Below are 14,134 nucleotides of genomic sequence, written 5' to 3' on the forward strand. Positions count from 1 at the left end.
GGAGCGCTCCCACATCGTGCGGGGATTTTCCGCTCGAACGGCACTGCCCGTGTCCTCCCCCCTGAACCAGTCGGCACCCGCACTCACCAGCGCGTATGCCACGCAGTCAGAACGCCAGTCCCACCCTGGAACAAGGAGTAGTGGAATGCGTATCACCCGCACCGTCGCCGGCCGGAGCCGCAGAGTCGCGGTTCTGGTCACCACGGGCCTGACAGCCTCGGCCCTGTTGCTGACCGGCTGCAGCAGCGATTCGGATACATCGGACAACACGGGCTCCGATGCGAACGGGAAGATCACGCTGACCGTCGCCGACTTCGGGCAGTTCGGCTACAAGGAAGCCGGTCTCTTCGCCAAGTACCACGAGCTGCACCCGAACATCACGGTCAAGGAAGACGTCACCTCCGACGAGAAGGTCTACTACCCCAAACTGCTCCAGCAGCTGAACTCGGGCAGCGGTCTCGCCGACGTCCAGGGCATCGAGGTGGGCCGGATCAAGGAGATCGTCGACACCAAGGCGTCCTCCTTCGTCGACCTCAGCAAGGTGATCAACGTCGACGACTGGGTTTCCTGGAAGGAGAAGCAGGCCACCACGGCCGACGGCGCGGTGATCGGCGCGGGCACCGACATCGGTCCGATGTCGCTCTGCTACAACACCGAGCTCTTCAAGAAGGCCGGTCTGCCGACCGACCGCGAGGAGGTTGCCCAGAAGGTCGCCGGCGGCTGGGAGGACTACCTCAAGCTCGGTGAGGAGTACAAGAAGAACGCGCCCGAGGGCACGTACTTCATGGACTCCGCCAGCGCGATGTTCAACGCCGTGGTGAGCTCGAACGCGAAGCAGTACTACGACGAGAGCGGCAAGGCGATCTACAAGGACAGCCCCAGTGTCAAGCAGGGCTGGGACCTGGCGGCCGAGGCGGCGTCGAAGAAGCTGACCCAGGGCCTCGCCCAGTTCACCGACCCGTGGAAGGCCGGCCTGCGCAAGGGCACGATCGCCACGGTCGCCTGCCCCGCGTGGATGGCCGGTCAGATCTCGATCAACTCCGGTGACGCCAACAAGGGCAAGTGGAACATCACCACCGCTCCCGGTGCGACCGCCGCCAACTGGGGCGGCTCGTTCCTCTCCGTGCCCAAGTCGGGCAAGCACGTCGACGAGGCCACCGAGCTCGTCAAGTGGCTGACCGCCCCCGAGCAGCAGGCCGCGGTCTTCAAGGCGATCGGCAGCTTCCCGTCCAACAAGGTTGCGTACGACCTGCCGGACGTGAAGAACGCGAAGCTCCCCTACTTCAACGACGCGCCGATCGGCCAGATCTACGCCGATGAGGCCAAGTCCATCCCCGAGACGGTTCTCGGCCCGAAGGACGGCGTGATCAAGGACAGCATCTCCACCCAGATCAACAACATGGAGCAGCGCGGCACCAGCCCGGACGACGCGTGGAAGGCCGCGACCAACGTGGTCGACAAGGCGATCGGCTGATCGTCGCCGGTGCGGGCGGCCCCCAGGAGCCGCCCGCACCGGCACGCGCCCCGCCCAGCCCCTTACCCGGGCACCCCTCGTACAGGGCAACCCAGCAACGCAGGGAAGGACTCCCGCCCGTGGCCACCTCCACTCCCACCCGGGACGCATACGCCCCGCCACCCGGCGGTTCCCAGAAGACACCGGCGGCCCCTCGCCGGCACACATGGCGGAGCCGGCTGTGGCGGTTCGACGACAAGGCATCGCCGTACGCCTACATAGCCCCGTTCTTCCTCGTCTTCGGCGCCTTCGGGCTCTACCCGCTGCTCTACACCGGCTGGATCGCCCTGCACCGGGTCGAGATGACCGGCATGAACCGGATGGAGTGGGTCGGCTGGGACAACTTCGACAAGATCCTGCACGACAGCGAGTTCTGGACCGCCGTCACCAACACCTTCCTCATCGGCGTCATGTCCACCGTCCCGCAACTGCTGGTCGCGCTCGGCCTGGCCCACCTGCTGAACTACAAGCTGCGCGCCAGCACCTTCTGGCGGACGGTCATCCTCACCCCGTACGCCACCTCCGTGGCCTCCGCGGCCCTCGTCTTCGCCCTGGTCTTCCGGGCCGACGGCGGCCTGTTGAACTGGGCGCTGGAGTTCGTCGGCCTCGGCCACACCAACTGGGCCAACGGCCACTGGACGTCGAAGATCGCGATCTCCGTCATCGTGATCTGGCGTTGGACGGGCTACAACACCCTGATCTATCTGGCCGCCATGCAGGCCGTGCCGAGCGATCTGTACGAGGCCGCGTCACTCGACGGCGCATCGCGCTGGCAGCAGTTCCGCAAGGTGACCATCCCCTCGCTGCGGCCCACGATCCTGTTCACGATCGTCATCTCGACCATCGGCTCCATGCAGTTGTTCGGCGAGCCCCTGCTGCTGGAGGGCGGCACCCTCGGCGCCACGGGCGGCAACGAGAATCAGTACGAGACGCTCAGCGTCTACCTCTACAACTACGGCTGGAACCTCGGGCATCTCGGTCCGGCCGCCGCAGTGGCCTGGGCGATGCTCGCCCTCCTGCTGATCATCGCTGCGGTCAACTGGCTCATCGGCCGCTTCGTACGCACATCCGCGGTCTGACCGGGAGCGATTTCCATGACCATGACCAGCCCCATCAAAACCCGGGAACTCGGCCCGGCGAGCGCGGCCCACCGGGAGGCGCGGCGTCCGAGCCGCTTCAAGCCGGGCGCCGGCAAGCAGCTGCAAGGCGGCCCGTTCGCCTACATCGCCCTGGCTGTCGTCGGCATCGGCTCGCTTCTGCCGCTCTACTGGACCCTGGTGGCCGCGTCCCACACGCAGGACGAAGTGCTCGCCACCACACCGCCGTTCGTGCCCGGCGGGCGGCTGCTGCACAACCTCGACGCCGCCTGGAACCAGGCGCATCTCGGCAAGGCGATCGTCAACAGCGTCGTCGTCTCCAGCTGCATCACGGCGGCGACGCTCTTCTTCTGCACCCTGGCCGGCTACGCCTTCGCCAAGATGCGCTTCAGGGGCCGTGGCGGACTGATGACCGCGGTCGTCGCCACGCTCACGATCCCGCCGCAGCTCAGCGTCGTGCCGCTGTTCATGATGATGTCCGACATCGGCTGGGGCGGAAAGCTGGAGTCGGTGATCTTCCCGACCCTGGTGAGCGCGTTCGGGGTGTTCTTCATGCGGCAGTACCTGACCGAGGCGCTGCCCTACGAACTCATCGAGGCCGCCAAGGTCGACGGCGCGAACAACTTCCGCATCGTGCGGAGCGTGGTGCTGCCGGTGGCCCGTCCGGCGATGACGGTGCTGGGGATGCTCACCTTCGTACAGGCGTGGAACGACTTCTTCTGGCCCTACCTCGCCCTCAATCAGCAGAACCCCACGCTCCAGGTGGCCCTCGGTCAGCTGAGCGCCTCCTACACCCCCGACCAGAGCATCGTGATGGCCGGTGCGCTGATCAGCACACTGCCGCTGCTCGTGGTCTTCGTGATCTTCGGCAAGCAGATCGTCGGAGGGATCATGTCCGGCGCCGTCAAGGGGTGACACCGCGTCACCCGCTTCTCCCCGGACTCCCCGTACGGCCTGTTCCCTGACCGCGGGCCGTACGGGCCCCCGGAGCTCCACCCCTTATCCGCCCCTGTTCGTCCACCCCTGGGAGCGCTCCCGCATGACTGCTGTACGACCCGACATCGCCCCGAAGCAGGCGTCCGAGGCAGCGGACTTTCCGACCGGTTTCGTCTGGGGGGCGGCCACCGCCGCCTACCAGGTCGAGGGCGGCGCCGCCGAGGACGGCCGCACCCCTTCCATCTGGGACACCTTCAGCCGCACTCCGGGCAAGGTCCGCAACGGTGACACCGGAGACATCGCCGCCGACCACTACCACCGCTACCGCGACGACGTGGCGCTGATGAAGCAACTCGGGCTGAAGGCCTACCGCTTCTCCGTCTCCTGGTCCCGGGTGCAGCCCACCGGTCGCGGCCCCGCCGTCGAACGCGGACTGGACTTCTACCGCAGGCTCGTCGACGAGCTCCTCGAAGCGGGCATCGCGCCCGTCGCCACGCTCTACCACTGGGACCTGCCCCAGGAGCTGGAGGACGCCGGCGGCTGGCCCCAGCGGGTGACCGTCGAGCGTTTCGCCGACTACGCCGCCATAGTGGCCGGCGCCCTCGGTGACCGCGTCGGCACCTGGACCACCTTCAACGAGCCGTGGTGCTCGGCCTTCCTCGGTTACGGCTCCGGCGTGCACGCCCCCGGCCGCACCGAGCCGGCCTCCGCCCTGCGCGCTGCCCACCATCTCAACCTCGCCCACGGCCGGGCGATCGAGGTCCTGCGCAACCAACTCCCCGCTACCGCGCAGACCTCGGTCACCCTCAACCTCCACCAGGTCCGCCCGCTGACCGACAGCGCAGCCGACGCGGACGCCGCCCGCCGGATCGACGCGGTGGGCAACCGGGTCTTCACCGGCCCGATGCTGCACGGCGCGTACCCCGAGGACCTGATCGCCGACACCTCGCACCTGGTGGACTGGTCGAAGCTGGTCCACGACGGCGACCTGGCCGCCATCTCCCGTCCGGTCGACGTCCTGGGCGTCAACTACTACACACCGACGCTGGTCTCCACGCCCGCCGACGGCTCCGGCGACTCGCGCAACGACGGTCACGGCAACAGCGACCACTCCCCGTGGCCCGGCTCCGAGCATGTCGCCTTCCATCTCTCCGAAGGCAAGAAGCGCACCGCGATGAACTGGGCGATCGACCCCGACGGGCTGTACCACCTGCTCATGGACGTCGCCCGGGACCACCCCGGCCTGCCGCTGATGGTCACCGAGAACGGCGCGGCCTTCGACGACTACGTTTCGCCCGAGGGCCTGGTGGAGGACCCCGAGCGGATCGAGTACCTGCGTGGCCACCTCGACGCCGTACAGCGGGCCGTGGCGGACGGCGCGGACGTACGCGGCTACTTCCTCTGGTCCCTGATGGACAACTTCGAGTGGGCGTACGGGTACTCCAAGCGCTTCGGTGCCGTCTACGTCGACTACGCCACCCAGCGCCGCATCCCCAAGGCGAGCGCCCACTGGTACGCCGACGTCATTCGCCGCCACGCACTGCCCCCGGTCACCGACCTCGCCTGAGACCGACCCGCACATGGGGGCGGCGTGACCGACCCGCACCCCTCCCGAGACCCGGCCGTCCGTGCCGGGTCTCCGTCATTTCCGCCCCTTTTCGGGGGCCGGGGAGCCCGACTCGGTACCCCCGTAGGATGGGAGCGCTCCCAGTTCTGATGCTGCGGAGAGGCCGCCGGGCCCGGACGAGTGTCAAGGGATCCAGCGCCAGGACTTGGTTCGGTTATCCGACTGTGAGAAATTGACCGCGAACGGGAGGCAGCCATGACGGCAGCGCGAGTACGGAGCGGCGGGCGGCCCACGCTCGAAGAGGTCGCGGCACGGGCGGGGGTGGGGCGCGGCACGGCCTCGCGGGTGATCAACGGCTCCCCGCGGGTCAGTGCGCACACCCGCGAGGCGGTGGAGGCGGCCGTCGCCGAACTGGGGTACGTGCCCAATCGAGCGGCCCGCGCGCTCGCCGGGAACCGTACCGACGCCATTGCCCTCGTCGTGCCGGAGCCGGAGACCCGCTTCTTCGCCGAGCCGTACTTCTCCGACATCGTCCGGGGCGTCGGCGCGGCGCTCGCAGACACCGACATGCAGCTCCTGCTCACCCTCGTCGGCAGCGACCGCGAGCGCCGACGGCTGGCCCAGTATCTGACCGCGCACCGCGTCGACGGAGTGCTTCTGGTCTCCGTCCACGCCGACGACCCGCTCCCGGACCTGCTGGAGCAGCTCGGCATGCCGGCCGTGATGAGCGGCCGCAGATCCGCCTCGGAACCGCTCGCCGCGGTCGACTCCGACAACTTCGAAGGCGCCCGTGCAGCCGTCGACCATCTGATCTCCCGGGGCCGCCGCTCCATCGCCACGATCACTGGGCCCCTCGATGTCTACGGTGCCCGGCGCCGCCTCGACGGCTACCGCAAGGCGGTCTCCGCGGCCGGTCCCGGACCGGACGAGCAGCTGATCGCCCCCGCCGACTTCACCGAGGAGGGCGGCGCACAGGCCATGCGCGACCTGCTCGCCCGCCGCCCCGACGTCGACGCGGTCTTCGCCGCCTCCGACGTCATGGCCGCAGGGGCCCGCCAGGTGCTGCGCGAGGCCGGCCGGCGCATCCCGGACGATGTGGCTCTGATCGGCTTCGACGACTCGGCCGTGGCCCGTCACATGGACCCGGCGCTCACCAGCGTGCGCCAGCCGATCGAGGAGATGGGCCGCACGATGGCCCGCGTACTGCTCCAGGAGATCGCGGGTGAGAACCAGGAGCGTCCGCAGATCGTGCTCCCCACGGAACTGATCGTCCGCGACTCCTCGTGACGACCGTCACACAGTCGTCGGTGAGGGTGATTCAGACACGAGAAGGGCCCCGGTCATTGACCGGGGCCCTTCCCTTCAGGGTGAGTAACGGGACTCGAACCCGCGACATCCTGGACCACAACCAGGTGCTCTACCATCTGAGCTATACCCACCATGCCCGGTCTTTTTCTGACCGGCCGAGAAAAAGTGTACAGGGTCCGAGAGGGTGCTCGCGCCCCAGTTGTTCAGCCGCTGATCCCGGCCCCCGAAAGGCCCATGACCAGCGGCTTCACAACGTCCTACGGCGTGGGCGGCGCGACACGTGCCGCGATCGCCTTGGCGCGCTCCGAGTCCGGCCCGGGCTGCGGCACGAAGATCGCCTCGCGGTAGTAACGCAGCTCCGTGATGGAGTCACGGATGTCCGCGAGCGCCCGGTGGTTGCCGTTCTTGTCCGGGCTGTTGAAGTACGCCCTCGGGTACCAGCGGCGCGCCAGCTCCTTGACCGAGGACACATCGACGATCCGGTAGTGGAGGTAACCCTCCAGAGTCGACATGTCCCGCGCCAGGAAGCCGCGGTCGGTGGAGACCGAGTTCCCGCAGAGCGGGGCCTTGCCGGGCTCCTTCACATGCTCGCGGACATAGGCGAGCACCTGGGCCTCGGCGTCGGCCAGGGTGGTGCCCTGGGCCAGCTCGTCGAGGAGACCCGAGGTGGTGTGCATCTCGCGCACCACCTCGGGCATCGTCTCCAGGGCCCTGTCCGGCGGGCGGATCACGATGTCCACCCCTTCGCCGAGCACGTTCAGCTCCGAGTCGGTGACCAGTGCGGCCACCTCGATGAGTGCGTCTTCCGTCAACGAGAGCCCGGTCATCTCGCAGTCGATCCACACCATGCGATCGTTCATGGCTCCACCCTACGGGGCACTCCGTTGACCCGGCAGGGTCGGGCGCCCGGCGGAGTACGCGTCGGGGCCCGGTTTCCCGTGCTCCGGCTGCCCCGCGCCGACCGTCGCCGACGTGACGGCATGCGGACCCGGTGGGGTGGCCGCAGCCGTGGCACGCCGGCCCGCCGAGGTGCCCTGCGCGGGCACGGTCGGATCGATCGCCGGGGCGAGGGCCTCCGCGTTACCGCCCTGCGGACGGCGGGCCCGGTATGCGGCCCGGTACGCGGCGGGGGAGGAGCCCAGCTGGCGCCGGAAGTGTCCGCGCAGCGCGACCGGCGAGCGGAAGCCGCAGCGGCCCGCGACCTCGTCGACCGAGTACTCGGACGTCTCCAGCAGCCGCTGCGCCTGCAGCACCCGCTGGGTGATCAGCCACTGGAGCGGTGCGCTGCCGGTGAGCGAGCGGAACCTCCGGTCAAAGGTCCGCCTGCTCATGTAGGCGCGTGCGGCCAGTGTCTCCACGTCGAACTGCTCGTGGAGATGCTCCAGCGCCCAGGCCACGACCTCGGCGAGCGGGTCGGAGCCGATTTCCTCAGGTAAAGACCTGTCGAGGTAGCGCTCCTGACCGCCACTGCGCCGCGGCGGCACGACGAGCCGACGGGCCAGTGCCCCGGCGGCTTCCGTGCCGTGGTCCGTGCGGACGATGTGCAGACAGAGATCGATCCCGGCCGCTGTCCCGGCGGAGGTGAGCACATCGCCGTCGTCGACGAAGAGCTCACGCGGATCGACATGCACCGACGGATAGCGCTTGGCCAGCGTCGGTGCGTACATCCAGTGCGTGGTCGCCGGGCGGCCGTCCAGCAGGCCGGCGGCGGCGAGCACGAACGCGCCGGTGCACAGCCCGACGATGCGGGCCCCTTCCTCATGGGCGCGGCGCAGCGCGTCCAGCGCCTCCGCGGGCGGCGGCGAGGTGATCGAACGCCAGGCGGGCACCACGACGGTGCCTGCCCTGCTGATCGCCTCCAGCCCGTAGGGCGCGGTCAGTTCGAGTCCCCCGGTGGTCCGCAGCGGCCCCTCTTCCCCGCCGCAGACGAGGAGTCGGTAGCGCGGAACTCCCGCGTCCTGGCGGTCGATTCCGAACACGGAGAGCGGGATCGAGCTCTCGAAGATGGGGCCGCCGCTGAACAGCAGTACGGCGACGACTTCCCGTCGTCGTCGTCCACTGAGCTTCCGTACAGCCTCCGTTGCGGCGGCGGAGTCCTGGCTCATGACGCTAAGCCCCCCTCGGTGTTCGCGTCTTCCTGGTCCTTGCGGGCCTGTCGCTCCTGCACTTTTCCCCTCGGTCCTGCACGAGTCCCCGTCTTCGATACTCAAGATCGAATCTACTGCGTCCCGTGGTGCCGGCGTGACAAGTTCACCAACCGGCGTTATGTCGACAAGGCAACTTGGCGGGAAGCATTCGATCACGAAGGGTTTCATCCAGCGGCCGTGCAGGGAAGTGCGCCTCCCGTTCATGGCCCGTCCCCGTCGGGTGGAAGCGTACCGCGCGGTCTCTTCCTGCCTGGTGGCAAGGGGGTTGATCGGCCAATTCGGCAAGGAAGCGACAGGGGTGTGAAGTTGGCTGAAAATAGACGGTTGTGCGTACGTGATTCAGTCAGTCGACCGGCGCACAACCCCGATGGGCGGCCGCTTCCTTGCGCCCCCTCGGCAGGTCGGGCGGCCGATCGTACGGAGCGACGCGACGCGCGGCCGGGCGGTGGGATCTCGACCGGCGGGCCGATATCGGTCCGCCGATCGGGGTGAGGGCTCCGGGCGGGGCGAGTGGGACGGGTCGGGTGCGGCGTGACTTCCGGGGGCGGACCGCCGGCCCGGCGGTCGATGGCGGAGTGGTGATCCACGCGGGGGGTGCGGCGGTCCCGGTGCGCCGCGGAGCGGGTGACGGATGCGGCCCCGCCCGGTCACCGAGGGGAGTCGTTCCGGCCCGCCGACGTCGATGTACAGCGCAACCGGCATTGCCATACGGGTCCGCCTCGGGCATGCTCCGTGAAACGTCGCGCGCGCTTTGCGCGGGTCTGGGCAGTGGAGGAGTGGCGCCGTACCCTTGGGGGTAAGGGGTTGGGAAGATGATTCCCGGACACCGCAACACCGCCCGCTGACGCACCTTCCCCACGTCGCTCTCCTCACGAGGACTCTCTTCGCCGAGACACCGATGGCCGGTCACGAAATCCCCGAACCCGCCGACCGCAAGCAGGTAGCCGACCACATGTCGGACCCGCAGGCGGTCGAAGAAACACGTCATTCCTGCGACCCCGCCTTCCGGCATGGGGTCGTGGTCGGCTTCGACGGCTCGACGTCCAGCGAGCGTGCCCTCGCATACGCCATCGGTATGGCCCGAAGATCAGGTTCCGGCCTGATCATCGTCCATGTCGCCAATCGGCTGCCGACCACCGTCTGGGCAGGCTGCGAGCCGCCCGTCTTCGTCGACGTGCCCGACCACCGCACCGAGGTGCTCGGCCTGGAGCTCGCCTGCGCGGACTACCTCTCCGAGGTTCCCTGGGTGCTCGTCGAGCGCGGCGGGGACATCTGTCACGAGCTGGAGGAGGTCGGCCGGGAGTACTCGGCCGACGCCATCGTCGTCGGCTCCACGCACGGCATCGTCGGTCGCATCTTCGGCTCGGTGGCGGGGCGCCTCGCGCGGCGCGCACAGCGCCCGGTCGTCGTCATTCCCTGAGCGTTCCCCGTCCCGGGCGCCCCTGCCGTCACCCCTGTCACCGGTTCCGGACCCGTCGGTCGACGTGGCGTCAACTCGCCTGTGGAAACCGGCAATCTACCGATGCGTAGAGGTGGATTGTGCGCTTGTGAAGGGTACATAAGGGTCACTGGGAAGCAGGACCACTGCATGTGAAGGGAGCCCGCCGTGGACAATGACGTCTCTGCGGGAAGCACCAGCACCTCTACCCTCGGCCATCTCGCCCTGGGACTCACCCTGTTGGCGTTCGGTATCGGTCACACCGGGGTCGTGGACGGTGTGACGGCGGCCGACGCCGTCTCACTCGCGCTGTATGTCGGCGGTGTCGCCCTGTTCGTCGCCGGACTCCTGGCGTTCCGCGTGGGAAGCGGCTTCACCGGCACGGCCTTCGCCGGACTCGGCGCCTTCTGGTTCACCTGGGGCACCGGCGCCGGCGCGCATGTCTCCAGCCATGCGGCAGGGCTGTTCCTGCTGCTCTGGGCCCTGTTCGCGCTCAGCCTGACCCTCGGCGCGGCCGGTGGCGGCCTGCTCGCCCAGGGGACGTACGCACTGCTGTTCCTGGCGCTTCTGCTCCTGGGCGTCGGGCAGTTCGCGGACAGCGGGAGCCTGGCCAAGGCGGGCGGCTGGCTCGCCGCGGTCTCCGGTCTCGCCGCCTGGTACGGGGCGACGGCGGCGCTGGCCAACTGGCCCACGGCGCTGCCGGGGCGTGCTGCCGGCCGAGGGGTGACGGCCACCGGCTGAGGCAGCGACCGGGCCGGTGCGGCAAGGGGAAGAGGCACCGACCCCGACGGGAGCGGCCCCGTACCCGCGGTGGCGGTGGGTACGGGGCCGCTCTGCTCCGGGCACAGCCCGTGCGGGGATGCCTACTCGACGGTGACGGACTTCGCCAGGTTGCGCGGCTTGTCGATGTCACGGCCCATGGCCAGTGCCGTGTGGTACGCGAAGAGCTGGAGCGGGATGCCCATCAGGATCGGGTCCAGCTCGTTCTCGTTCTTCGGTACGACGATGGTGTGGTCGGCCTTCTCCTGCACCTGGTGCGCGACGGCGAGGATGCGGCCGCTGCGGGCCTTGATCTCCTCCATCGCGGCACGGTTCTTCTCCAGAAGATCGTCGTCCGGCACGATCGCGACCGTCGGCATCGAGGGCTCGATCAGCGCCAGCGGCCCGTGCTTCAGCTCGGAGGCGGGGTACGCCTCCGCGTGGATGTACGAGACCTCCTTGAGCTTCAGCGAGGCCTCACGGGCGACGGGGTAGCCGCGCACCCGGCCGATGAACATCATCGACTTGGCGTCCGCGTACTGGGCCGCCAGCTCCTTGATCTCGTCCTCGTTCGCCAGGATCTCGCTGATCTGGGCGGGCAGCCTGCGCAGCCCCTCGATGATCCGCTTGCCGTCGGCGACCGACAGATCCCGGATCCGGCCCAGGTGCAGGGCGAGCAGCGCGAACGCGACGACCGTGTTCGTGAAGCACTTGGTGGAGACGACACAGACCTCGGGGCCGGCGTGGACGTACGTACCGCCGTCGGCCTCCCGGGCGATTGCCGAACCCACCACGTTGACCACACCGAGCACCCGGGCGCCCTTGCGCTTGAGCTCCTGGACGGCGGCCAGCACGTCGTACGTCTCGCCGGACTGGGAGACCGCGACGTACAGGGTGTCGGGGTCGACGACCGGGTTGCGGTAGCGGAACTCGGAGGCGGGCTCGGCGTCCGCGGGGATACGGGCCAGCTCCTCGATCAGCTGCGCGCCGATCTGGCCCGCGTGGTACGAGGTGCCGCAGCCCAGGATCTTGATCCGGCGGACCCCGCGCGCCTCGCGGGCGTCCAGGTTGAGGCCGCCGAGGTGCACGGTGGAGAAACGGTCGTCGATCCGGCCGCGGAGCACCCGGTCGACGGCGTCCGCCTGCTCGGAGATCTCCTTGTGCATGTACGTGTCGTGGCCACCCATGTCGTACGACTCGGCCTCCCACTCCACGGTGGTCGGCGTGGCCGTCGTGGACGAGCCCTCCGTCGTGTACGTACGGAAGTCGTCGGCCTTGAGGGTGGCCATCTCGCCGTCGTCGAGGGTGACGACCTGGCGGGTGTGGGCGACCAGCGCGGCGACGTCGGAGGCGACGAACATCTCCTTCTCGCCGATGCCGAGCACGACCGGGGAGCCGTTGCGGGCGACCACGATGCGGTCGTTGAATTCGGCGTGCATGACGGCGATGCCGTACGTGCCCTCGACCGACCGCAGCGCCTCGCGGACCTTCTCCTCCAGGGTCTCCGCCTGGGCCCGGGCGATCAGGTGGACCAGCACCTCGGTGTCGGTCTCGGAGAGGAAGACGACACCGTCGGCGACGAGCTTCGCACGGAGCTCGGAGGCGTTGTCGATGATGCCGTTGTGGACGACGGCGACCTTGTTGTCGGCGTCCAGGTGGGGGTGCGCGTTCTCGTCGCTCGGGGCGCCGTGGGTGGCCCAGCGGGTGTGGGCGATACCGGTGGTGCCGGTGAAACGCTTGGGAACGCGGGCCTCGAGCTCGCGGACCCGGCCCTTCGCCTTGACCATCTTCAGGGCGGCGGGCTTCCCGGCCGACGCCTTGCCGGTGATGACGATGCCTGCGGAGTCGTAACCCCGGTACTCCAGCCGCTGCAAGCCTTCCAGCAGCAGCGGAGCCACATCACGCTTCCCGATATATCCGACGATTCCGCACATAAAGTCTCTGCCCCTCCATCGACGTACCTGTGGTGCCCGTTGCTCAGCCGTAGACGATGCGGCGCAGCTGGCGGAGCGAGAGCTCCGGCGGCGCGACCGCCCGGTGCGGCAGCTCGGCCGCGATCCGCTCGAAGATCTCCGCGTTCACCAGGCCGCCGGACTGCAGTTCGCGATGGCGGCGGCGGACGAAGTCGTCGGTCGTCTCGTCGAAGTACGCCAGCACATCGAGAACCACCCGGGCGGCTTCACCGCGCTGGAGCGCGGTGCTGCGCACCAGGTGATCAATGAGGTCGTCATGCGACGAGCGGCGTTCGAGCACTCGTTGATATTGCGGTGGACGGGGCGCTTACGCAACAATTCTGCCCGATATCGGGCAGGGGTGGAGGTGATTGCGCTCTCGGGCAGACCTTGAGGCGGTCGGAAAGGGCATGGGTGCGCGCTCAGAGACGCTTCAGGACGGCCTGCTTGGCGGCGGTGAACTCGTCGTCGGTGAGAATCCCGGCCCGATGCAGTTCGCCGAGCTCGCGCAGCCGGCGCAGCAGCACATCGTGATCGTCGGCCGGCGGCGCGGCGACGGGTGCCGCCGGTGCGGCCGGGGCCGGGATCTGCGCGGGCCGAGCACTTTCGGCGGCGGTCGCTGTCTGCGCCCCCGCCGCACCCGGCAGCCGGACCAGTACCGCCGCCGCGACCAGTACCGCCGTGTACTCCTTCTTGGACAGCCCCCACAGATCCAGCGAGTACGGATCGAACTCGGCCGCAGGCGCCGGACCCGTGCCCATGTCCCCGCCCCGTACGAAGCGCAGATGTCCGTTCTCCAGACCGATGGCGGGCAACCAGTGCACCCCGGTCACCTCCGACACCGGGAAGGCGACCGGGCCACCCGAGCTCTTGACCTCCTTGGCCTTCCAGTTCCAGGTGAGGCGGATGACCTCTCCGTCGAACGAGGCCGTGCCGTCCCCACCGCCCCCGGCGACCGGCACGGCGGGCCCCGGCAGCAGAAAGCCGTCCACCGGCCCGGCGGGCACCTGCTCGATCAGCAGGGCGCTGCGCACCTCGCCGACGAAGTACTCCGCTACTCCGCTCCGGTCCCTCTCCACCGTCAGCTGGTACGGATCCGCGGCGTCCTTGAGCCTGCCGTCCGCAGCGCGCAGGACCGGACAGGCGCCGTCGCGCAGCCTCAGCCGGAGCCGGCCGCCCTTGCGGTCCGGTTCGAAGGCGATGCCCGCCAGTGCCCGGAGCGGGACCACGCACTCACCCAGCTCCTGCCGGAGCGGATGAACACCCTTCCCCCGGCCGGGCACGATCCGCACCGTCTCGCCGTCGAAGGTCCACGTTCCGTCGCGCTGGATTATTTCCGCCATGGGGCAGATTCTCGCAGCTCGATAACGGGGAAGTGGTCTACACCTTGACCGTGCGTGGGACAGGCGATACGCAT

General features: G+C 69.2%; 13 protein-coding genes and 1 tRNA gene. 7 read left to right on the forward strand and 7 right to left on the reverse strand.

From position 1 onward, the window contains the following. The first annotated feature begins 145 nt into the window (after window positions 1-145). Entirely contained in the window at window positions 146-1,474 is a 1,329-nt protein-coding gene (locus tag GA0115254_RS41320; RefSeq protein ID WP_093900381.1) for an ABC transporter substrate-binding protein, read from the forward strand. Window positions 1,475-1,781: 307 nt separating this feature from the next. On the opposite strand, the gene GA0115254_RS48080 is transcribed toward GA0115254_RS41320, so the two are convergent. Then, window positions 1,782-1,925: a CRISPR-associated DxTHG motif protein gene (locus GA0115254_RS48080; protein WP_370741026.1), complete on the reverse strand. Its 144-nt coding sequence runs from the start codon at window positions 1,923-1,925 to the stop codon at window positions 1,782-1,784. Here GA0115254_RS48080 and GA0115254_RS41325 point away from each other — a divergent pair. The 4 genes from GA0115254_RS41325 to GA0115254_RS41340 all read left to right on the forward strand — a co-directional run bounded on the left by GA0115254_RS41325 (window position 1,924) and on the right by GA0115254_RS41340 (window position 6,400). After that, on the forward strand, window positions 1,924-2,592 hold the full coding sequence (locus tag GA0115254_RS41325) for a carbohydrate ABC transporter permease (protein WP_370741027.1): 669 nt from the start codon (window positions 1,924-1,926) through the stop codon (window positions 2,590-2,592). The two genes, GA0115254_RS48080 and GA0115254_RS41325, sit on opposite strands and share 2 nt — an antisense overlap. Window positions 2,593-2,607: 15 nt before the next feature. Continuing rightward, window positions 2,608-3,525 carry a carbohydrate ABC transporter permease gene (locus GA0115254_RS41330; RefSeq protein ID WP_093900383.1) on the forward strand — a complete coding sequence of 306 codons (918 nt, stop codon included), beginning with the start codon at window positions 2,608-2,610 and terminating at the stop codon, window positions 3,523-3,525. Window positions 3,526-3,649: 124 nt separating this feature from the next. Then, the gene (locus GA0115254_RS41335) at window positions 3,650-5,113 is read left to right on the forward strand and encodes a GH1 family beta-glucosidase (protein ID WP_093900384.1); all 1,464 of its coding nucleotides are present in this window, start codon (window positions 3,650-3,652) and stop codon (window positions 5,111-5,113) included. A 255-nt stretch (window positions 5,114-5,368) separates the two neighbouring features. Beyond that, complete coding sequence (locus GA0115254_RS41340) at window positions 5,369-6,400, forward strand: LacI family DNA-binding transcriptional regulator (protein ID WP_093900385.1); 1,032 nt, start codon at window positions 5,369-5,371, stop codon at window positions 6,398-6,400. 79 nt (window positions 6,401-6,479) lie between these two features. Here the strand turns inward: GA0115254_RS41340 and GA0115254_RS41345 are convergent. The 3 genes from GA0115254_RS41345 to GA0115254_RS41355 form a co-directional block, all read right to left on the reverse strand. Continuing rightward, window positions 6,480-6,552 (reverse strand) — tRNA-His (locus GA0115254_RS41345). 126 nt (window positions 6,553-6,678) lie between these two features. After that, window positions 6,679-7,281, reverse strand: coding sequence for an oligoribonuclease (gene orn, locus GA0115254_RS41350; protein ID WP_093900386.1), 603 nt, complete (start codon window positions 7,279-7,281; stop codon window positions 6,679-6,681). A gap of 9 nt (window positions 7,282-7,290) precedes the next feature. Beyond that, window positions 7,291-8,526, reverse strand: a complete 1,236-nt coding sequence (locus tag GA0115254_RS41355; RefSeq protein WP_093900387.1) for a helix-turn-helix domain-containing protein — start codon at window positions 8,524-8,526, stop codon at window positions 7,291-7,293. Between the two features lie 940 nt (window positions 8,527-9,466). Between GA0115254_RS41355 and GA0115254_RS41360 the strand changes: the two genes are divergently transcribed. Then, on the forward strand, window positions 9,467-9,988 hold the full coding sequence (locus tag GA0115254_RS41360; RefSeq protein ID WP_093900388.1) for a universal stress protein: 522 nt from the start codon (window positions 9,467-9,469) through the stop codon (window positions 9,986-9,988). A gap of 186 nt (window positions 9,989-10,174) precedes the next feature. Next, complete coding sequence (locus GA0115254_RS41365) at window positions 10,175-10,747, forward strand: acetate uptake transporter (protein ID WP_093900389.1); 573 nt, start codon at window positions 10,175-10,177, stop codon at window positions 10,745-10,747. Window positions 10,748-10,869: 122 nt separating this feature from the next. On the opposite strand, the gene glmS is transcribed toward GA0115254_RS41365, so the two are convergent. From glmS to GA0115254_RS41380, 3 genes are all read right to left on the reverse strand, one after another. Beyond that, the gene (gene glmS / locus GA0115254_RS41370) at window positions 10,870-12,699 is read right to left on the reverse strand and encodes a glutamine--fructose-6-phosphate transaminase (isomerizing) (protein ID WP_093900390.1); all 1,830 of its coding nucleotides are present in this window, start codon (window positions 12,697-12,699) and stop codon (window positions 10,870-10,872) included. Between the two features lie 43 nt (window positions 12,700-12,742). Then, the gene (locus GA0115254_RS41375; protein WP_093900391.1) at window positions 12,743-13,018 is read right to left on the reverse strand and encodes a hypothetical protein; all 276 of its coding nucleotides are present in this window, start codon (window positions 13,016-13,018) and stop codon (window positions 12,743-12,745) included. A 121-nt stretch (window positions 13,019-13,139) separates the two neighbouring features. Further along, the gene (locus GA0115254_RS41380; protein ID WP_093900392.1) at window positions 13,140-14,060 is read right to left on the reverse strand and encodes a DUF4429 domain-containing protein; all 921 of its coding nucleotides are present in this window, start codon (window positions 14,058-14,060) and stop codon (window positions 13,140-13,142) included. Between the last annotated feature and the right edge of the window lie 74 nt (window positions 14,061-14,134).

It is taken from the genome of Streptomyces sp. Ncost-T10-10d (genome assembly GCF_900091955.1).
GTDB lineage: Bacteria > Actinomycetota > Actinomycetes > Streptomycetales > Streptomycetaceae > Streptomyces.